22 protein-coding genes and 1 other RNA gene are annotated in these 19,095 nt (G+C 65.3%); 5 read left to right on the forward strand and 18 right to left on the reverse strand.

Translation table 11 applies throughout. The annotated features are described in order from the left end of the window. Window positions 1–39: 39 nt before the first annotated feature. Window positions 40–738, forward strand: coding sequence for a S1 family peptidase (locus ACFYOW_RS37325; protein WP_387294774.1), 699 nt, complete (start codon window positions 40–42; stop codon window positions 736–738). 100 nt (window positions 739–838) lie between these two features. On the opposite strand, the gene ACFYOW_RS37330 is transcribed toward ACFYOW_RS37325, so the two are convergent. Together ACFYOW_RS37330 and ACFYOW_RS37335 are read right to left on the reverse strand one after the other, a co-directional pair. Then, the gene (locus tag ACFYOW_RS37330) at window positions 839–1,336 is read right to left on the reverse strand and encodes a GNAT family N-acetyltransferase (RefSeq protein WP_387294775.1); all 498 of its coding nucleotides are present in this window, start codon (window positions 1,334–1,336) and stop codon (window positions 839–841) included. Window positions 1,337–1,642: 306 nt separating this feature from the next. Further along, a complete protein-coding gene (locus ACFYOW_RS37335) occupies window positions 1,643–2,050 on the reverse strand; it encodes a hypothetical protein (protein ID WP_387294776.1) in 408 nt (135 codons plus the stop codon). Window positions 2,051–2,284: 234 nt separating this feature from the next. Between ACFYOW_RS37335 and ACFYOW_RS37340 the strand changes: the two genes are divergently transcribed. Beyond that, a complete protein-coding gene (locus ACFYOW_RS37340) occupies window positions 2,285–2,704 on the forward strand; it encodes a pyridoxamine 5'-phosphate oxidase family protein (protein ID WP_387294777.1) in 420 nt (139 codons plus the stop codon). A 4-nt stretch (window positions 2,705–2,708) separates the two neighbouring features. On the opposite strand, the gene ACFYOW_RS37345 is transcribed toward ACFYOW_RS37340, so the two are convergent. The 9 genes from ACFYOW_RS37345 to ACFYOW_RS37385 form a co-directional block, all read right to left on the reverse strand. Beyond that, complete coding sequence (locus ACFYOW_RS37345) at window positions 2,709–3,287, reverse strand: NUDIX domain-containing protein (RefSeq protein ID WP_387294778.1); 579 nt, start codon at window positions 3,285–3,287, stop codon at window positions 2,709–2,711. A 36-nt stretch (window positions 3,288–3,323) separates the two neighbouring features. Further along, a complete protein-coding gene (locus ACFYOW_RS37350; protein ID WP_387294779.1) occupies window positions 3,324–3,608 on the reverse strand; it encodes a hypothetical protein in 285 nt (94 codons plus the stop codon). A 43-nt stretch (window positions 3,609–3,651) separates the two neighbouring features. Further along, window positions 3,652–4,644, reverse strand: a complete 993-nt coding sequence (locus ACFYOW_RS37355) for a YncE family protein (protein ID WP_387294780.1) — start codon at window positions 4,642–4,644, stop codon at window positions 3,652–3,654. Window positions 4,645–4,681: 37 nt separating this feature from the next. After that, a complete protein-coding gene (locus ACFYOW_RS37360; protein WP_387294781.1) occupies window positions 4,682–5,200 on the reverse strand; it encodes a TrmH family RNA methyltransferase in 519 nt (172 codons plus the stop codon). Window positions 5,201–5,552: 352 nt separating this feature from the next. Further along, entirely contained in the window at window positions 5,553–6,437 is an 885-nt protein-coding gene (locus ACFYOW_RS37365) for a helix-turn-helix domain-containing protein (RefSeq protein ID WP_387294782.1), read from the reverse strand. Beyond that, window positions 6,395–6,916 carry a DUF6879 family protein gene (locus ACFYOW_RS37370; protein ID WP_387294783.1) on the reverse strand — a complete coding sequence of 174 codons (522 nt, stop codon included), beginning with the start codon at window positions 6,914–6,916 and terminating at the stop codon, window positions 6,395–6,397. Before ACFYOW_RS37370 ends, ACFYOW_RS37365 begins: the two co-directional genes overlap by 43 nt. Continuing rightward, window positions 6,897–7,226, reverse strand: a complete 330-nt coding sequence (locus tag ACFYOW_RS37375) for a hypothetical protein (protein ID WP_387294784.1) — start codon at window positions 7,224–7,226, stop codon at window positions 6,897–6,899. Before ACFYOW_RS37375 ends, ACFYOW_RS37370 begins: the two co-directional genes overlap by 20 nt. A gap of 376 nt (window positions 7,227–7,602) precedes the next feature. Beyond that, window positions 7,603–9,372 carry an RNB domain-containing ribonuclease gene (locus ACFYOW_RS37380; RefSeq protein WP_387294785.1) on the reverse strand — a complete coding sequence of 590 codons (1,770 nt, stop codon included), beginning with the start codon at window positions 9,370–9,372 and terminating at the stop codon, window positions 7,603–7,605. Between the two features lie 17 nt (window positions 9,373–9,389). Then, a complete protein-coding gene (locus ACFYOW_RS37385) occupies window positions 9,390–9,722 on the reverse strand; it encodes a hypothetical protein (protein ID WP_387294787.1) in 333 nt (110 codons plus the stop codon). 429 nt (window positions 9,723–10,151) lie between these two features. Here ACFYOW_RS37385 and ACFYOW_RS37390 point away from each other — a divergent pair, with 429 nt between their 5' ends. Beyond that, window positions 10,152–10,526, forward strand: coding sequence for a hypothetical protein (locus ACFYOW_RS37390; protein WP_387294788.1), 375 nt, complete (start codon window positions 10,152–10,154; stop codon window positions 10,524–10,526). A gap of 195 nt (window positions 10,527–10,721) precedes the next feature. Here the strand turns inward: ACFYOW_RS37390 and ACFYOW_RS37395 are convergent, their stop codons facing one another. Both ACFYOW_RS37395 and rnpB read right to left on the reverse strand, forming a co-directional pair. Continuing rightward, on the reverse strand, window positions 10,722–11,579 hold the full coding sequence (locus ACFYOW_RS37395) for a slipin family protein (protein ID WP_387295023.1): 858 nt from the start codon (window positions 11,577–11,579) through the stop codon (window positions 10,722–10,724). 127 nt (window positions 11,580–11,706) lie between these two features. Then, an RNA gene (gene rnpB / locus ACFYOW_RS37400) (RNase P RNA component class A) lies at window positions 11,707–12,122 on the reverse strand. 106 nt (window positions 12,123–12,228) lie between these two features. Here rnpB and ACFYOW_RS37405 point away from each other — a divergent pair. Next, window positions 12,229–13,116, forward strand: a complete 888-nt coding sequence (locus ACFYOW_RS37405) for an alpha/beta hydrolase (RefSeq protein ID WP_387294789.1) — start codon at window positions 12,229–12,231, stop codon at window positions 13,114–13,116. A gap of 113 nt (window positions 13,117–13,229) precedes the next feature. Here the strand turns inward: ACFYOW_RS37405 and ACFYOW_RS37410 are convergent, their stop codons facing one another. From ACFYOW_RS37410 to panB, 5 genes are all read right to left on the reverse strand, one after another. Beyond that, the gene (locus ACFYOW_RS37410) at window positions 13,230–14,156 is read right to left on the reverse strand and encodes a CHAD domain-containing protein (protein WP_387294790.1); all 927 of its coding nucleotides are present in this window, start codon (window positions 14,154–14,156) and stop codon (window positions 13,230–13,232) included. A 2-nt stretch (window positions 14,157–14,158) separates the two neighbouring features. Further along, window positions 14,159–15,121 (reverse strand): prolyl aminopeptidase, encoded by a 963-nt coding sequence (pip, locus tag ACFYOW_RS37415; RefSeq protein WP_387294791.1) that lies wholly within the window; start codon window positions 15,119–15,121, stop codon window positions 14,159–14,161. Continuing rightward, complete coding sequence (locus tag ACFYOW_RS37420) at window positions 15,121–15,531, reverse strand: hypothetical protein (protein WP_387294793.1); 411 nt, start codon at window positions 15,529–15,531, stop codon at window positions 15,121–15,123. The genes pip and ACFYOW_RS37420 overlap by 1 nt, the downstream gene beginning before the upstream one ends. Before the next feature lie 128 nt (window positions 15,532–15,659). Next, a complete protein-coding gene (locus tag ACFYOW_RS37425) occupies window positions 15,660–16,514 on the reverse strand; it encodes a phosphotransferase (protein ID WP_387294794.1) in 855 nt (284 codons plus the stop codon). A gap of 7 nt (window positions 16,515–16,521) precedes the next feature. Beyond that, window positions 16,522–17,376 (reverse strand): 3-methyl-2-oxobutanoate hydroxymethyltransferase, encoded by an 855-nt coding sequence (gene panB / locus ACFYOW_RS37430; protein ID WP_387295025.1) that lies wholly within the window; start codon window positions 17,374–17,376, stop codon window positions 16,522–16,524. A 173-nt stretch (window positions 17,377–17,549) separates the two neighbouring features. Here panB and ACFYOW_RS37435 point away from each other — a divergent pair, with 173 nt between their 5' ends. Next, the gene (locus ACFYOW_RS37435) at window positions 17,550–19,088 is read left to right on the forward strand and encodes an alpha/beta hydrolase (RefSeq protein WP_387294795.1); all 1,539 of its coding nucleotides are present in this window, start codon (window positions 17,550–17,552) and stop codon (window positions 19,086–19,088) included. Window positions 19,089–19,095 lie beyond the last annotated feature (7 nt).

Genomic DNA, 19,095 nt, shown 5'->3' on the forward strand with positions numbered 1-19,095 from the left:
GATGTCGGCCAGCGCTTTTCGAGAAGGAGAGTAGTTGCCGTGAGATTCGCAACGATCGCGCTGTGCTCGGCGGCTGTGGCCGCCACGGGATTCGCAGGTGCCGGTACCGCGCAGGCTGCCGGAAATGCGGTGGTCGGCGGCAGTTCCGGTCTGGTGTTCGATACCAACGCCGCGTGCTCGCTGACCACGATCGGCTACGACAGCGACGGGCGCCTGGTCGGACTGACCGCGGGGCACTGCGCCCCGACCGGCGCGCGATTCGGTGCCGAGCGCTTCCTGGATGCCGGTGTGATCGGCACGGTCGCATACTCCGACGAGGGCGAAGGCCTCGATTTCGCGGTGCTGCAATTCGATCCGGCCAAGGTCACGCCCGTGCGCAATGTCGGGCCGACCACCATCGCCGGATTCGGTGCGGCACCCGCACCCGGCGAACCGGTGTGCACGAGCGGGCGCAGCAGCGGATTCGACTGCGGTGTGGTCTGGGGTTCGCTGGAGGGCACTACCATCAACCAATCCTGCTCCAAGCCGGGCGATTCCGGTGGTCCGGTCACCGTCGGTGATCGACTGGTCGGCATGAATCAGGGGCGGCTGACCGGAATCGGCGGCATCGGATTCAATATCCCGTGCATCTTCCCCGCGAATCCCATTCACTCACCGGCATTTTTCGCACCGATCGATCAGATACTTCAGGCGGTCGACGCCACCGGCGGTGTCGGCAGCGGATTCCAACCCATCTGATCCGTCGACGGGGGTGCGCCGCGAGTCCCCGCGGGGATGCGGCGGTTACTCGTCGAGTGGGTAGAACAATGGCGCACCGGGGTATTCGGCGTCGCGAATATCAACTCGGCACGGTATCGGACGGCACCGCAATGAACATCTCGTTCTCCAGCCGCGGATCATCCTCTGCGCACCGCTGTTGACATCCGGTGAAGGCGAACCCGGTTCGCAGGTACAAAGACTCGGCGTGCTGATTGCCTTCGACAACCCAGAGTCGAAGTTCGCCGTGACCATGTGCCCTGGTCCAGTCGATGGTGGCGGCCAGCAGGAGATCCGATGCCCCGGTGCCGCGTGCGCTCGGATTGACCCAGACCGAAACCACGATCGGCGGTCTGTCATCCGACTTGGTGACGATGCCCGCCGAGCCGACTACCCTGCCGTCGCGCTCGGCGACGAATAGCAGCCGCGTTCCCATCCACTGCCGCCACTGCGGCTCGTTCCACCGCGCTGCCACCTCGAATGTCGAGGCAAACGTCCCTGGTGGCGATCCCGCCAGGGCATCGAGCCGGATCTCCCGGGCGACCAGCCATTCATCCCCGCCCAACTGCCGCACTCTCATCCGGCGATCGTGTACCGACACCGCTACATCGCGCAAACGCGCATGCTTTCGGACTTGCCGGTCGGTTTTGTATGTTGCCGAAATATGCACTCCAGCAACATGATTGCGATGTTCGCCGCATCGCATCCGCTGCCTGTGCCGCCACGGCGAGCCGCACCTGGGTCAGTCGGGTGCACCGGCAGAACGAAAGCGCCCACTGGATACCCGGTCCAGAGACGTCTGCTGTGGAGGCCGCGACTCCGCATGGATGTCCGGCCATGTTTGGACGTCGTGCCGATCCGGAACGATATGCGCTGAGTCGTCGGCTCAGCGTAGTCGGCCGCGACGATTCGTCAGTCGCCCATCGTGTATGGCTTGGTTGCGCAGCGATTCGATTGTCTCGGTATCCCGTTCGTGGGCGAGATCCAGCATGGCGAGTCCGGTTTCGCGGATCAGCCCATCCAGGTCGTCGAGCATCGCGGCGATCGCATCGCTGGCTGTCCGCAATTCGGCGGCGCTCGGATCCGGCCGATCGAAGACCATACGGAGTTTGTGCAGCCGCAGCCCGGTGTCGAAGAGGCGGCGCACCAGCCGATCGCTGGTATCGGTGAAAGCGGTGGCGGTTCCGGATAGCTCCTTGGTGGGGCCGAATGATCGTCGCGGCCTACGCCACGTGCCTCGGCTGCTGCCCACGCGGGCGCCGGTCCGGGAGCTCGACCGCACATCGTCGGGCATCGAAATCCTCCTGAGTCGTTGCTTCGTATTTTGTAGCCACGTTTCGGGACCCCGGAGACGTGACCATTCTAGTGCGGCCGTTTTCGGCGGCGACGAACGGCTCCTTCGGAAAACCGATACCTGTTTTATCCTTCGTACCGTGTAATTGCTTGGTAGGCAACATGATCACCGCCTGTCCGAAGTGAGGTGATCGATACGGGCCGCTTCGCATCGCGAACTGGTGGACAATGGGGTATGGCAGTAGACGGTGTGCGGGAGTCACGCGAACTGTCGGTCGATACCGCACTGCACCTGCTTGGCACGATCGGATTCGGGCGTGTCGCGTTCTCGCGCTACGCCTTACCCGCGATTCGCCCGGTCAGCCATGCGTTGGTCGAGGACCATTTGGTCATCTATGCCGACGCTGCGACGACCGGTTCGCTCGATCGTCAGGTTGTGGCCTATGAGGTGGACGCGATCGACCACCAGACCTCGCTCGGCTGGTGCGTGATCGTGACCGGCATCGCCGACGCCGTGCGCGACCAGCACGAAATCGTGCACTACCAACAGTTCTTGCCCGCTCGCACGGTCGGTTCCGGTGATCGAGTGACCAGAATCCTGCCCGACATTGTCACCGGAATCGAGTACGTGGGGCCGGATGAGGCCGATCGGTAGTCTTTCAAAGGTTCGGAATCCTTTCGGGGAGTAGCGGTTCGAGTTTCGTGAGGAAGCGCGCGAAATGTGGATCGGCGTCGGTGCGGTCGAAGGTGTCGATGTCCCACCAGCGTGCTTGTGCGAATTCGCCCGGGTCCAAGGTGTATTCGCGGGTGCGGTCGCCGCGGATGACGTACCAGAGGCTGACATCCTGGTGTCCGCTGTGGATGCCGATTGTCGTCGTGATGGTGAGGAAGAGCGGTTCGGTCCCGATGACGGTGAATTCGGGATCGATGCCCAACTCCTCGGCGGCCTCGCGTCCCGCCGCGGCAAGCGGATGTTCTCCCGGCGAGATGTGGCCGCCGGTCGGCAGCCACAGTCCGGCCAGGAGATGTCGGCCGAGCAGGACGCTGCGGGCTCGCGGGTCGACGAGCACCACATACGAGACCAGATGTCGTGGGGGAGTGTCGGGTTTGACGCGACGGAACACATCGTCGGTCGAGGCCAGCCAGGCCCCGGTGTCCTCGATATGCTGCCGCTCGAGTGCATCGAGCGGCGTGATCGCGTCGACGATATCGGCGACGGTCGCGGTCGCGAGGTTCATGGCAGGTGACTGTAGCCGCAGGCACCGACAGGTTTGCTACTCGAGCACGACCGGGCGCAGCCGGGTGGTGTACACCCCGGCGCGATCGAGCGCATCGGCGGCCGCATCGAGTTCGATCATGGTCTCTTCGAAGACTTCTCGCGCCCCGGCAATACAGTAGGCCGGCGTGGTGAGCGCCCCGATCCCTTCGGTATCGACCAATATTCCCGAGGCCTGCAACGAACCGTAATCGGCATCGAGCCCGGCCAGCTCCCCACGCAGTTCCCGCAGCCGATGAAACAACTGCTGCCGCCGAACCTCCAATGCCAGCGGATCGGTCATCGCACGCTCCCCACTTCCGAATTCCCCCGCAATCTACCGCGACCTACCTCGAGGGCTCGAACTCCAGCAGTACCGGTCCCTGCGGAAGTGGGAAGAAACTGTGATGGGTCTGCGGATCGACGGCAACCGTGTGCGCGCCGTCGGCGAGATGACTCGATCCCAGCGCGTTCGTATGCCCCGCACGCTGCTCGAACAGATTCACCCAACCGCTCTCGGCGGCCACATACAGCCGCTGCGCCGAGCCGTCATAAACCAGCACATCGGGAGTCTGGCCGACGCTGTTCTCGCCGACCACGCTGCGACGGGTGAGATCGACCGTGACGAGACGGGCATTGTCCTCACACCCCACGAACATCAGCCGATCGGCCGCATCCAAGGCCTGGCCGTGCGGTCCGCCGCAGCCGGGCAGCGGAATCCGATCGGTCACCGCCAGCGTCTCCGGATCGATGACCGCGAGATCGCCGGTGCCCTGCACCGCGACAACCATGCGATCGGCATCGGCGTCGTAGACCACATTGCCGACCTCCCCGCCCAATGGCACTGTGCCACGGACGGTTCCGCTATCCGCGTCGACGACCGTCTCGGTCCCGGCGCGTTGATCAGTGGTCCACACCGTGCCGCGTCGCGGATCGAACGCGACTCCGTCCGGATAGTCGCCGGTCGGTGTGGTCCACAGGATCGCTCCGGTCTCCGAATCGATGGCCGCGAGCCGGTTGCGTCCGGTCGCGGTCGCGTAGGTCCGCCGCCGCTGCGGGACCGCCAGCACACCGTGGACATCCGGCAGATCCGAAATTGTCCGCACCACCCGATGCGCGCGAATATCGACCTCGACAACCGCGCCAGCACCCATATGCGCCACCCAGAGCAGGCCAGATCCGGGATCGAGGCTCATGTAGTCGAATCGGACTGCCGCACCGGGCAAATCGAGCTGCGCAACCTGACGCAGCGGCAGTGCGTCGGACGGCGCGGGAGTACCGCACCCGGTCGCCACCATGACGACCGCGCAGGCCAAGCCCATCCGCCACATCGATCCCATCCGAGCCTCCCGTGGAGGTGGTTTCAGGCTAGTGAACTCAGCACAGCCCCGCGAGTTTGTAGAGCACCAGCGATCCGGCGACGGCCACGTTGAGGCTGTGTCCGGTGCCGACCATCGGGATCTCGACGGCCATATCCAGTAGTTCCAGCCCTTCCGGGGGGATGCCGGTGGACTCGTGGCCGAGCACGATGACGGTGCGTTTGCGGGCGACGGGCAGATCGGCGAGCCGAATGGATTCGTCGGTGAGTTCTACGCCAACGATGGCTGAACCCCCGTCGCGCTGACGCTGCAGCCACCGATCGACCCGCCCATCGATCCAGTGCACGCACTGGCGGTGGCGCAGCGTATTGCCGTGGTCGAGCGCATCGGGCACCCAGGGCCGTCGCGGCACCGCCATGCACGCACCGACCGCATCACAGGTGCGAAGCAGCGTGCCGAGATTGACACCGTGCTTGGGCCAAAGCGGTGCCGCGAGTAGATGATTCCAACAGCCATGCGAACGCGGACGGCGCTGACGGCGGATTTCGGGGCGGGTGCGCACCCGCGCGGCCGTCACCGGTGCGCGGGAATACCCTTCCCGAGGGAGCGGAAGCCTTGGCACACAATGAATTCCATAACAATGATGCTTCGCGGCGCATCGGGGCCATCGACGTGGCCGGTCAATCTGACGACCGGCCGTATCGTCCCAGCATACCGTCGGTCCCGCGCATAAACTCGCAGGATTGCGCGGGGGCATCGTCTGCGTGGTTCGTGCGCCTCCTGCGCCGAACTTGTCACTGAGCGGTGTTCACCGTGGATTCGTTCACACACTCGCGGAACGGCGTAGCCAACCGCCACTACGCGGCTATCGCGGCATCACTCGCGATGGCCGCACCCGCTGAGGAATCAAGCCGATAGCCCCCGGTTCGTCAGTCCGGAGGCCGTCCGCGTCGTTTGTCGAGCGCTGCGCCGATCAGCTTGCGCGCGGCTTTGCCGGTAACAGACTGTCCGGCAAGGGTTTTGAATGCGCGGCCGTAGGTCGCTATCTCGCGTGGCTGCGTGATGGTCAGCTCTGCGGCTGTTCCTTCCACCATTACCAGGCGGTTGTCGAACATGGCGAAGTTGGTGGACACCACAAGGGCCTCGGCCGTGGCCGGAACGATGCCGATAGTGACCCTGGGCATTCCGAGGATGGATGCCAGCCGGTCAAGCTGCCCGATCATGACGGCACCGGTGCCAACGGTGGTGTAGAGCGCTTGCTCAGCAATCAGGAAGTGGAACAGGTGGTTGCGCTGGTACAGGATGCGTTGTCGTTCCATCCGCTTCGACACTGCTTCGTCTACGTCGTCGGGTACCTGGTGGAACTCGATACCCCGACGTAGCTTGGCCTCGGCGTACTCGGCCGTCTGCAGCAAGCCGGGAATGATCTGCGGCTGATAGTCGCGGATGTGAGTTGCTTCCGCTTCGAGCTTCAGCGACTTCTGTTGCCGACGTTTCAGCCCGGTTCCGAGGATCTTCCGCCATTCGAGGTATGCGACCTCGATGTTGTGCAGGGTTGCCAGAAGGTCTGGCAACTGGTCGTCTGCGTTCGCGTGGTGACAGTACGCCCGGATGTCGTCATCAGACGGTTTGATCCGTCCGAATTCGATCTTGGACACCTTCGACTCATGCCAGCCTGACAGTTGAGCAAGCTTGCGGTTGGTGAGCCCGGCCGTACGGCGAAGCTCCCGGAGACGCACCCCGAGAGCTTCCCTCGCATCGTGGACACTGCTCACTTGCCGACGTACTCCGCGTACGGGGTAGCCAACTCCCACAGCCGTTCTTTCACACTCCGGGAGTAGCCGACGATTCCCGGGTCAGCGGTCACAGCCAGACCCGCTGGCTTCCCGTTCTCGCCAACTAGGTTGTAGACAACGCGCTCGTTGTCGATGAGCCACCAGTCATCCGGGGGTACTTCCCCGGCGAGATGCCGGGGCACGTACCGGATGTCCTCACCTGCCGCTGTGTTCGTATCGGTCACTGAGAGCAACCAACGGTGATAGTCGGTGTGCGGGACCGTGACCACGCGTACCCGGCTGATGGTCACACCCCGCCCGGTCGTCTCCCGGATGAGATCGTTCCAACGGTTCTTGTGCTCGTCCGGCAACGCGGGCTCTCCGGCGAGGAACCGGCGAAACCGGTCCGACTCGGTCGGCACGGCGTAGGCGTCCCGAACTTCGAGGTGGAACGCTTCGGCCTTGCAATCGCGGAACAGAGCGCCCCAGTCCGGCGGCTCATGCTGAAGGTAGAGCACCGTAGAACGTCCTCCTGATCTTCGGAACTTCGATCGCTGTCTCGTTGGTTGCAAGGTCGAGCTGAGCCAGGGTCTCAGGCTCGGTGACCGGTCGGCCGGACAGGGTGAACGTGCCCCCGCCGGTGTCCGTCATGGTGGCGCCGATGAACGTATCGGCTTGAGCGAAACCCGTCAGCAGGTGGGGGATTTCGATGGAATCCGCTTTGGCTGTCTCCCATCCCTGGACGAGATAAGAGCCTTGGTCCGTGGCGTACAGCGTCGGGCACCCTCCGACGTCCGAACCACCTTTGCCGAGGAACTGTAGGCGCATCGTTCTGCCCCCTGTCTAGTTCTGAGCACGAGTTTTCCCGTGCTATCTACATGATTCCCCGGCTCCGCTGGCTTTGCACGCAGACAGGCGAATCTGAGCACAGTTGTGCACACTCCTGGCTGTCATCCGCTGCGGCTCCATAACGTCTGACTTGCACCCCGTGACATGTGACGCCATACCGGTCGCGGGGTGCCTGCCAACACCGGACTACAGGAGTCGAGATCAGCCACCCCGGCCATTCGGCCATGATCGAAGTAGGCCCCGGTTTTCGCCGGGGCTTACTGCCGGTTGGGGGCGTCCAGACTGGACACCCACGCCCGTTGGGCGGCAATCCGTTTCGTGGACGTGGATGGCGCATGAAGCCGACGCGACGGCGTCAGATGGGATAACCGAAGCTGATCTTGCGGGTGGTGGGGTCGGCGGCGACCAAGCGGACCTGGACTTGCTCGCCTTCCGGGGGTGCGCCGATGCAGGGGCCGACTACTGGTGGGTCGGCGATGAAGACCTCGGCGGGGCGGGTGCCGTTGGCTTCGCGTACTACTACGGCTTCGAAAATCGCGCCGCTGCGCTCGGCGAGCAGGGTGGCTTCGGTGAGGTCGATGCAGGCGCGTTCCACTTTGCCCGCGATGCTGTCGCTGCGCTTCATCGACTCGGCGGTGGGGACCAGGCCATCGCGGACCCATTGCGGCACTTCGGTTCCGGCGCAGCGGGCCAGGCAGATCTCAGTGGCGAAACGGTCGGCGAGGCGGCGCAGCGGTGCGGTGACGTGCGCGTAGGGCGCGCCGATTGCGCTGTGCTGCAGATTGTTCACAGTCCGAGCGACGCTCGCCGATTTGGCGCCGGTCCGCCCGCCGCCCGCGCCGGTACTGCCTGGCGCGCCCGCGCCGCCGACGGAATCCGAACTGCTTGGCGCGCCCGTGCCGCCGACGGGATCCGAACTGGCTGACGCGCCCGCGCCGCCGACGGAATCCGATCCGTCTCGCGAGCCTGCGCCGCCCAGTGAGCCCGCGCCGCCCGGCGACTCGGCATAACCTCCCGACCGCGAATCGCCCTCCAGTTCGGCGCCGCCCGCCGCCCGCGCACCATCCGCCGACTGAGCACCGACCCCAGAACCATTCACTCCGGCACCGGCCACCCCATCGAGCACCGTATATCCCGCACCGCGCAGCAGCCCGGTCGCCTCGGACATCAGCACCAACGTCGCAGGCGCATTCGGATCGAGCCCGGCAAGCATCCGACCGACGGACTGTTCCGCAGGCCAAGCAACCCCCAACGCCGCAGCGGTCCTGCGCATCGAATCGATCGCCGAAACAATGGGCGGCGGCATCGTCCGCAGCAATGCGATGCGCTCACCAACACTGGGCGCACCAGCGGATCCGGTGCCGTTCAACATGATTTGCGCCGCGCACATGCCGGTCAGCAGGGAAATCTGCTCGTTCCAGTCGTCGGCGGCGGTGCGCGGTTCCACCACCAGACGCCAGTGGCCGACGGCCTTGTCGTCACGGATGACGCTCTGGGCGGGCAGGCGCAGCCCGATCGCGCCGCGTGCCAGCCCGGCCTCGATGCGCCGCTTGCCGAATTCCGGCAGGGCCGCGATCGAGGGATGCAGGCGGTTCGCGTCGGCGTCGGCTTGGACGCTCGCGTAGTCGAGTCGGGCGCGCGATCGCACGGTGGCCCGGATCACCGAGAATCGCTGCGGCTCCGCGTTCTCATCGCATTCGATGGTCCAGAGCGCGGCCGGCCTGGTCTGGTCGGGCAGCAGGCTTGCGGAATTCTCCGACAGGATCGGCGGGTGCAGCGGCACGGTGCCGTCGGGGAGATAGAAGGTCTGGCCGCGCACGCCCGCTTCCTGGGCCAGCGGGCCTGCGGGGTCTACTACGGCGCCGACATCGGCGATCGCGTAATGGACGGTGAAACCGGAAGAGGTGCGTTCGATATGCACCGCCTGGTCCAGATCCATGGCGCCGGGCGGGTCGATCGTGACGAATGGAATATCGGTGCGATCGGCGCGAGTGCCCGCGAACGCGTCGATCGCGTCGCGGGCCGCCGCGGTGGCCGCGGCGGGATACGCCGAGGCCAATCCGAATTCGGATCGAATGGCGCCGAAATCGACCGGCGCCGACACGATCCGCTGGTGGAGTTCCACGCTGTCGCAGTCGGTCTCTACTGCAGTGCCAACATGGTGCCGTTCAATTCATTGAGCGGGCCGTACACGGTAAAGGTCACCCGGCCACCCGGGACGCTGGTGGAAACGCCGGCCGCCGCGTCCAGCGCCTCGCCGAACGACGCCGCCGACGGATGCGGCAGAACGGCAATGGTCTGCCCGATATGGTTCTGGTACACCCAGGCGGTGTCGGCCGGGTTGAGGTCGACCTGGACCCCACCCGCCAGCGGGGTGACCGCGACCGCCGAGGCGGATCCGGTGCCCAGCATGGCGAAAACCGATGCGGCCCCGGCGATCAGCGCACCGGCGACCAGTGAACGAACAATCCGCATAGAGTTGTGACCTGCTTCCGTGATCGAAGAATGTGATTTTCGTGGCGGACCGGCAACGGGTCTTACCAACGGCGCCTACTCTATGACGTCGCTCACGTTCTAGGCCAGTTCCCACCGAATCGCCATGCCGGACACGCCGAGCCCGGCGAGGTCACATCCCGACTGCTAGGGTTCCCCGGCGTGGCGGGATCGAGCTTTTCCCGCACATTCGCAAGTGACCTGTACGTCGACAATTGGGAGTTATCCACTGATGTCAACGATTCTTTTCGATTACCTGATGCCTCTGCTCGGTCCCGAGCAGGCGGCGTATTGGGCTCAGGTTTTCATGGTCAACCCGCTCTGACCTCACCGTCAACGATGCGGTTTTCGTCGCCTTCCGTTAACCGGACGGGAGGCGACGTTTCCCAAGTGCCGCTAGCATCCCGCTGCGTGACCAGAACTACCGCCGCTATCGCGGCCAGCTCCGCCGTGTTAGCCCTGCTCCTTGCCGGTTGCGGCGATGACAAAGACTCTTCCGCCGCTCCCGCGACGACCTCGGCGGCCAAGTCCGCGGGCGGCGAGACAATTGACAACATCAAGGCGGGGACGTTCGTCGTCAGCTACCGCAGCGCCTTCCCCAAGCTCGCCGAGGGCAAAGACGACGTCAAGATCAGCGGCATTCTGGTCGACACCTGCAAGGACATCAAGGGCGGCAAGGGCGAGGACGAAGTCGTCCAGAACGTCATCAAGCGCACGAAGGGCACCACCGAGGCCTCCAAGGAAGAGGCCCAGGCGATCTATCAGATGGCGAAGATGCTCTGCTGAGCGAAAACCTTCAATCCTTCAGCCACGGAAAGTAATTGGGCAGGTATTTCAACACATACCCCACGGTGATCATGAGAATGATCGCGATCACGGGAATCAGTATGGACATCGGCCCGGTTTCCTTACGTTGTGCTACCGATGCGGTGGTACGGCATTCAATAGCTGCCGTACCCGTATCGGTATACGCCTGTTGTGTTACGGGCGCGTTCCATCTTGTTCGACCGCTGGCGTGTTGCCCTGGCCGAGCGCCTGTGTCGGGTCGGGCGGGTTGATCTCCGGTGTGGATTCGGATGCGGTCGGGGTGGGCTCGGCGGTGCTCGCCGCGGACGGCGTACCGCGTTCCAGGAACCGCAGCAATTCCACCGGGAACGGCAGCACCAATGTCGAATTCTTTTCCGCCGCAACCTGAACCACGGTTTCCAGCAATCGCAGTTGCAGTGCCGCCGGTGATTCCGACATCTGCGCGCCCGCCTGCGCCAACCTCTTCGACGCCTGGAATTCCCCCTCTGCGGAAATCACTCGCGCCCGCCGTTCCCGCTCCGCCTCGGCCTGCCGCGACATCGAGCGCTTCAGCGAATCCGGAATCGAGACATCCTTGATCTCCACCCGATCGATATGGATACCCCAGGAGAGCGCAGGGCTATCGATCATGATCTCGAGCCCCTTGTTCAGCTCCTCGCGATTGGACAACAAGCTGTCCAGATCGCTCTTTCCGATGATCGAACGCAAGGACGTCTGCGCCACTTGCCCGACGGCGAACAGATAGTTCTGCACTTCAACCACCGCGCACACCGGATCGATCACCCGGAAATAGACCACCGCGTCGACGCGCACCGTCACGTTGTCTCGGGTGATGCCGTCCTGTGCGGGCACCGGCATGGTGACGATCTGTGTCGAGACCTTGCGCATCCGGTCGACGAACGGAATCAGCATGCGCAGTCCGGGATCTCGGGTTCCGACCACCCGGCCGAACCGGAATACCAGCCCTTTCTCGTATTGGCTGACCACGCGTGCGCTCATCGCGGTGAGCACCCCGCCCGCGATCGCCCCCATCCCGAAAATCGCCCCGATAACAGAAAGAATATCCATGGCTACACCCCATGCGAAGTGCCCGACCGCACCGAATTCCGGCTCAGCGGTCACTTCCATCATGGCACCGGCGAGCACCGGATTGCAGGGGCGGACGAGTTGACCTGTAAGCCGGATCCTGTCCCCGGTTCACACCGGGTGACGGCCATCCATCTGGACACACCGTTGCCGGGTGCCTCGAGCGGTCCACCCGCAGGCTCGGGCGAGCAACCCTCGAACACCTGCGCAGCCGCACCGCGAACGGTGCGACCTTCGACCTTGCTCCGGGCGGGGTTTACCTAGCCGCCCCGGTCACCCGGGGCGCTGGTGCGCTCTTACCGCACCGTTTCACCCTCACCGCACGATCCCGAGGGATCGTGGGCGGTCTGTTTTCTGTGGCACTTTCCCGCGGGTCACCCCGGGTTGCCGTTAGCAACCGCCCTGCTCTGTGGAGTCCGGACTTTCCTCGGCGACGGGCGGCGGCACTCGCGTGCCCGTTCCCATCACCGCGGCCGCCCGGCCAACTCGTCCGCAGCGTTTAGCCTACTTTGATCTAGGGGTACGTTGTTCACTGGCCTGACCCGCGATCGGTCGGGGGGCAATAGTTCGGACCGAAACAGTACGGTGAGGTGCCATGGAACGTGTCGAGGTCAGTTTTCCCTCGGGTAGCGAGCACTGCGCTGCCTGGCTGTATCCCCCCGCTGGCATTCCCAAGCCTCGCCCACTTGTCGTGATGGGGCACGGACTCGGCGCCAACCGGGAAATGGGTCTGGATAGGTACGCACGGCGTTTCGCCGCCGCCGGGATGGGTGTGCTGGTATTCGATTACCGGCATTTCGGGGCCAGTCAGGGTGCGCCGCGTCAGCTACTACATATCGCCCGGCAGCGTGAGGACTGGCGCTCGGCCATCGCTTACGCGCGTACGCTGCGCGGCTTCGACGCGACCCGAATCGCGCTGTGGGGTACCTCTTTCGGTGGCGGCCATGTGCTGACGGTCGCGCCCGATGACGACTACATCGCGGCCGTCGTCGCTCAGGTTCCGTTCACCAGTGGCTGGGCATCGGCCGTGGCGAAGGGGCCGACCAGCCTGACCAAGGTGGCCACCATCGCGGCCACGGATCTACTTGTCGGTCCGATCCGGCGCAAGCCCGTTCGCGTTCGGTTGGCCGGGCGCAAGCGTTCGGCGGCGCTGATGAGCGCGCCGGATGCGCCGGAAGGTTATGGCAGGCTCGCCGACGAGAGCGAGACCTACGAACCGAAAGTCGCCGCCCGCGTGGCATTCTCGACACTGTTCGATTCCCCCGGCCGCCGGGCGAAGGCATTGAAGATGCCGGTTTTCTACGCGATCGCGGACAACGACACCATCGCACCGCCGAAGCCGACACTGCGCGCGGCCGAACGCACCAAGCACGCGATCGTAAAGCGTTATCCGGTGGGGCATTTCGATGTCTACTTCGACGATGTCTTCGAGCAGACGGTGTACGACCAGACCGAGTTCCTGGTGTCGGTGCTGCGGCCCTAGGCTTGTTTCGAAGTGAAGTGTGGGGTGGAACCGCGTAGCGGTGCCACCCCACAGTTGATTTTGTTGAAAGATGTTGCCCGCGTTGGCGTATGCGTGAGATCTCCGGTCGGCGGTCAACCCGATACGAACGCCGACGCGGCGGGGTATTTGGCCAGCGCTTCGCCCGCCGCGATTTCTTCGGCGTCGGCAAGCAATTCGTAGATGGTGGCGTTGACGCCGGTGGCGTGGGTTTGGGCGGCGCGGGCCAGGATGGCTTCGCGAGATTCGACGGCGTCGCGGTGGTCGCCGAGTACGGTTTGCAAACGTTTCGCTTCGGTGCCGAGATCCTTTGCGGCACTGCCGAGTACGTCGGTCGCACCCTCGCATGAGTAGCGCAGGCGCTTGGCGCCCTTGCGGATATCGTGTAGCAGTTCGACGCGCTCGGCGGGGGAGACAGCGGGTTCGGCGTAGACCAGTCGCTGTAGGCGTTTGCGGTCCTTGCGCAGGATGCGTTCGAAGACTTCGGCGGCGGGCTGTTTCGACTTCTCGGCATCGAGGGGCGGGTCGGTGCGCCAGGCCGAAAGACGGTGGCGCAGTGCGTGATAGCGATGGTGATCGAGGGCGTCGAGGATCTCGGCATGCGCGCTTCGGTACCGGTTTCGCTCCGCGTCGACCAGATCGGTGCGCACGTACTCGGTGGTGCCGGGCACATAGGCGCTGCCCGCCGCCCTTGGCACAGCTGATTCCGTTGCGAGCCTGGCGAATTCATCCTGCGGTGCGTGTGCGGCCAGCAGTGCCGCGAACCGTTCCGCCCGCACCTCGGCATCGCGGGCAACACCGAGCAGGTCGGCCAGCCACTTCAGTTCGTCCTGCATCTCGGCGATCGGCGTGGCCTCGAAGAGCGTGCGGTACGAGCGCAGCACGCTGCGCAGTCTGCGCGTCGCGACTCGCATCTGGTGCACCGAATCCCAGGCGTCGGCGCGGACGTCCGGTTCGGCGGCCAGCAGCCGGTCGACGTCGTCGCGCAGTGCCGCGACGATGGCGGTTCCGGCCCTGACCATGATCAGCTCACTTTCGCGAATCCGTCGGTCGCCTCGACGAGATGGTGGGTGATTCCGGGTTCGGCGGCGGCGTGACCGGCGTCGTCCACGATGTGCAGTACCGATCCGGGCCACGCGCGATGCAGTTCCCATGCACTGGTCGCCGGGCAGACGACATCGTGGCGACCCTGCACGATGACGGCCGGGATGTGCGCGATCTTGTCGATATCACGCAGGAGTTGTCCCTCGTCGAGGAATCCGCCATTGACGAAGTAGTGGTTCTCGATCCGAGCGAAGGCCAGCGCGAACCGCGGCTGGGCGCTCTCCTGCACCCGATCCGGGTGCGGCAGTAGCGAACTCGTCGCGCCCTCCCAAGTGGACCAGGCGATGGCGGCCGCTTCGGCGACCTGCTCGTCGGGGGAGTGCAGCAGCCGGTGGTACACCTGCACCAGATCGCTGTCGCGCTCGTCCACTGGCACCGGGGCCAGGAACTTCTCCCACTCGTCGGGGTAGATGTTGCCCGCGGCGCCGTTGTAGTACCAGTCGATTTCCTTGCGCCGCAACAGGAATATCCCGCGCAGCACCAGTTCGGTGACCCGCTCCGGATGCTGTTGCGCATAGGCGAGTGCGAGCGTGGAACCCCAGGAGCCGCCGAATACCTGCCAGCGGTCGATGCCGAGACGAATACGCAGCGCTTCGATATCGGCGAGCAGATGTGCGGTGGTATTGGTCTCCAGGCTCGCACCGTCGGCGATATGCGGGGTGGACCGTCCGCAGCCGCGCTGATCCAGCAGCACGATCTTGTAGGCGGCCGGATCGAAGAACTGCCGGTGGAACGGTTCGGTGCCGCCACCGGGTCCGCCGTGCAGGAACACCACGGGCTTACCGTCGGGATTGCCGCTGACCTCCCAGTACACGGACTGGCCCGCACCGACATCGAGCATGCCGGTTTCGTACGGCTCGATCGCGGGGTAGAGGGTTCGCATCAGAAGGCGATTCCCGAAGCCAGATCGGGCAGTTCCAGCGCCTCGATTGCCTGCTGGTGTACATCGGCGCAGCTCTTGGTGGTGATCCGGTCGATCATCGCCTTATCGGCGAGCACATGGCCGTTGATGCCGCCATTGCGCAGCGCCCATTCGTGCACCAGCGCATTGAGCCCGATCCGGCCCAGCGTCGGACCCTGCACCCGCCAGTTCGACAGTTCCGGGCGGATCATGTCGCACAGCTGGGTGGCCGACGCGTCGGAGATCTCCAGGGTCGTCGTCGGTGCGCTGGTGGTCTTGCCCGCGCTGGTGGCTGTCGCCGATCCGGTGGTGGAACTCGAGCTGCCGGTGGGCGCCGGGCTCGAGTCGCTCCCGCAGGCGGTGAGCGCCGCGGCGGCGAATAGGCCCGCCACCACTAGCGTGCTGCGTGAAATCCAACGGGGTTGCGGCATCGGTACCTCTGCTCGTGTCGGCATTGTCGGCTTCGAGTCTGCCATTATTTGCCGCGCCTGGCCCGCGCGAGTTTGCTGTGCGCCGCCGATCAAACCGGGCCGAAGCCCGCGCGCAGATCGTCGAGCAAGCCCTGCAGGAAGCGCGCAAACCGCGGTGGTGACGCGTCGATGGTGCGCCACGGATGCAGGGCGACCAGCGGTGCCAGCCGGTCGACAAGGGCGATTTCGGCATCGGTGACGGCGCACGACTGCCGCCACCGGTCCAGGTATTCCGAGCGGTGCGGACCGCGCAGCACGCGCCAGGACAGCAGCGGATGGGTGATTACCGCATCGCCCCAGTCGAACAGCATGTCCGAATCGGTGAACACGTTTCCCGGATGCAGATCATTGTGTTCGATGCTCAGCCTGCCGAATTCGGCAAGCGCCGCGCCGGCTTCGGTGATCGCCGCGCCGAGGCCGGGAACGCGTGGCTCGAAATGCCGATACACCGTGATCAGTTGGGACGGTGGCAGATACGGTGTGCCGGTGGCGCGCAGCTCATCGATGTGATCGCCCATCGCCAACTGGAGGTCGGCGTAGCGGCGAACCAACTCTGACCACGTGGCCGCGGAATCTTGCGCGGTGGCACCACCGTCGGGACTGAGCAACCAGCCGTGATCCGGTTGCACCGCAAGCGGTTCGAGCACACTGCCGGGCCGCAACCGGGCCAATGCCCGCAGCAGCGGACCCTCGTGTGCACCGGCGCGAGCGTTCGCCTTCAACCAAGTCGGACCCGCATCGGTCGGGATGCGCACGATCAACGACCACGCCCGCCGTCGCGTTTCCTCCGGCGTACCAACGATTTTCACGCCGCGATCGGTGAGAACGCCCGTGGCCCAGTCGAGCATCGGTTGCACGGGTTGGCCGAGCAGTGCCGCTGGTGCGTGCACTGCTCGGCCGGTCATCGTGAACTCAGAAGCTGTGCTCGGGGCCGGGGAAGGTCCCTCGGCGCACCTCGTCGGCGTAAGTGGCTGCGGCGGAACGCAATTCATCGCCGATCCGGCCGAACCGCTTGACGAACTTTGCGGTCTTGCCGCTGGTGAAGCCCGCCATATCCTGCCAGACCAGCACCTGCGCATCGCATTCCGCGCCGGCGCCGATGCCGACGGTCGGGATGGTCAGCTTGCGGGTAACCTGCCCGGCCAGTTCGGCGGGCACCATCTCCATCACCACGGAGAACGCACCGGCCTCCTGGACCGCGATGGCATCGGCGATGAGCTGCTCGGCGCCGTCGCCGCGGCCCTGCACCCGGAAACCGCCGAGGGTATTGACGCTCTGCGGGGTGAAGCCGATATGCGCCATCACCGGAATACCGGCCGAGGTGATCAGCGCGATCTGCTCGGCGACCCGCTCACCGCCCTCCAGCTTGACCGCGTGCGCACCGCCCTCTTTCATGAACCGGGTCGCGGTGGCCAGCGCCTGCTGCGGCGAGGTTTCGTAGGTGCCGAACGGCAGATCGGCCACCACCAGCGCATGCGGTGCACCACGGACCACGCCGCGCACCAGCGGGATGAGCTCGTCGACGGTGATCGGCACAGTCGTGTCGTAGCCGTAGACGACGTTGGCGGCGGAGTCGCCCACCAGTAGCACCGGAATTCCGGCTTCTTCGAAGATGCGAGCGGAGGAATAGTCGTAGGCGGTCAACATCGACCACTTCTCGCCATCGGCCTTCATCTGCTGCAGATGAGGTACCCGCGTCTTGCGCTTGGCAGGCTTGGCAGCGGGGGCAGCGCCGTAGGCAGGGGTCTCCGATTCGGATACGGACATCATCGTCCCTTTCGTAATTGTCGCCTCGAGGCCCGTCCGGGTCCCCGGGTTGTGTGACCAATCCAGTCTGCCACCCGTGCGATCGCGACTTAAGGGCGATGACGGTGCATTTGGTCACAGCCGTATCCGCGCCGCCGGGCGACCGGACGCACGGCAATGGCAGGATCTTTCCCATGTCTGTGGTGCGGAGTGGGTCGCGTGGTGTGCTGGTCGCGGTGACGTTGGCGGTGGTGGCGGCCGGATGCAGCGCATCCAAGGATGCGCCGGACAATGCGTTACCCACACCTCCCCAGGGTCTCGAGAAGTTCTACAGCCAGACCGCGAACTGGGGTTCCTGCGACGATTTCGGCTCCCCGGACGACCGCCCCGCACCCAATACCGAATGCACCCGCATCACCGTGCCCGTCGACTACACAAAGCCCGACGGCGCGACCGCACAGATCGCGCTGGCCCGAATACCGGCCAGCGGCAAGCGGATCGGCTCACTGCTGCTCAATCCCGGCGGGCCGGGCGTATCGGGTCTGTCGATGGCGGGTATCGCGGGTAAGACGCCGCTGGCCGAGCGCTTCGACAGGGTCGGCTTCGATCCACGCGGTGTCGGCTCCTCGACCCCGACCATCGCCTGTCTGACCCCGCAGCAGAACGACGCCGAACGCGCCGAACCCCCCACCGACAACACCCCGGACGGCATCGCCAAGGCCGAGGACGAGAACCGTCAGTTCGTCGGTCACTGCGTCGAGCGCACCGGCACCGAATTCCTGGCCCATGTCGGCACCCGCGAGGTGGTGCAGGACATGGATGTGATCCGCGCCGTCCTCGGCGATCCGAAGCTCAGCTACCTCGGCTACTCCTACGGCACCAAGCTCGGCTCGGCCTACGCCGAGAAGTTCCCGGACAATGTGCGCGCGCTGGTGCTCGACGGTGCGGTGGACTCATCCCAGGATCCGGTGCAGGAATCACTGCGGCAGGCGGCGGGCTTCCAGCAGGCATTCGAAGCCTATGCCGCGGAATGCGCCAAGCAGGCGGACTGCCCGGTCGGCACCGATCCGGCCCAGGCGGTCGCGAAGTTCCGCGCGCTGGTGAATCCGCTGGAGACCAAACCGGCCGCGACCACCGATTCGCGCGGACTCAGCTACGGCGATGCCATCACCGGTGTGCAGCAGGCGCTCTACTCCGATGATTTCTGGCGGGTGCTCACCGTCGGCCTGTCCGAATTGCGCGACGGGCGGGGCGACACGCTGCTCAAGCTGGCCGATCTCTACGACGGCCGCCGCGACGACGGTAACTACGACAACACGCAGGAGGCTTTCAACGCCATCCGCTGCGTCGACGATCCGCCGATCAACGATCGTGCGGTGGTGGGTCGACAGGACACGGAATACCGCAAGGCGGCGCCGTTCCTGGACGACGGCCGCGGCACCGGGAGCGCACCGCTGGAACTGTGCGCCGTCTGGCCGGTGCCGAACACCGGCACACCGCACAAGGTTTCGGCGCCGGGTCTGCCGAAGACGGTGGTGGTGTCGACCACTGAGGATCCCGCGACGCCGTATCAAGCCGGTGTCGATCTGGCCAACCAGTTGGGAGCCGCACTGATCACCTACAAGGGCACCCGACACACCGCGGCACTGGTCGCGGGTGACCAGTGCCTTGACGACGCGGTGATCTCCTACCTCACCGATCTGAAGGTCCCTGAGGCCGGTCTGACCTGCTGATCCCCCG

It is taken from the genome of Nocardia sp. NPDC006982 (genome assembly GCF_042869435.1).
Classification (GTDB): Bacteria; Actinomycetota; Actinomycetes; order Mycobacteriales; family Mycobacteriaceae; genus Nocardia.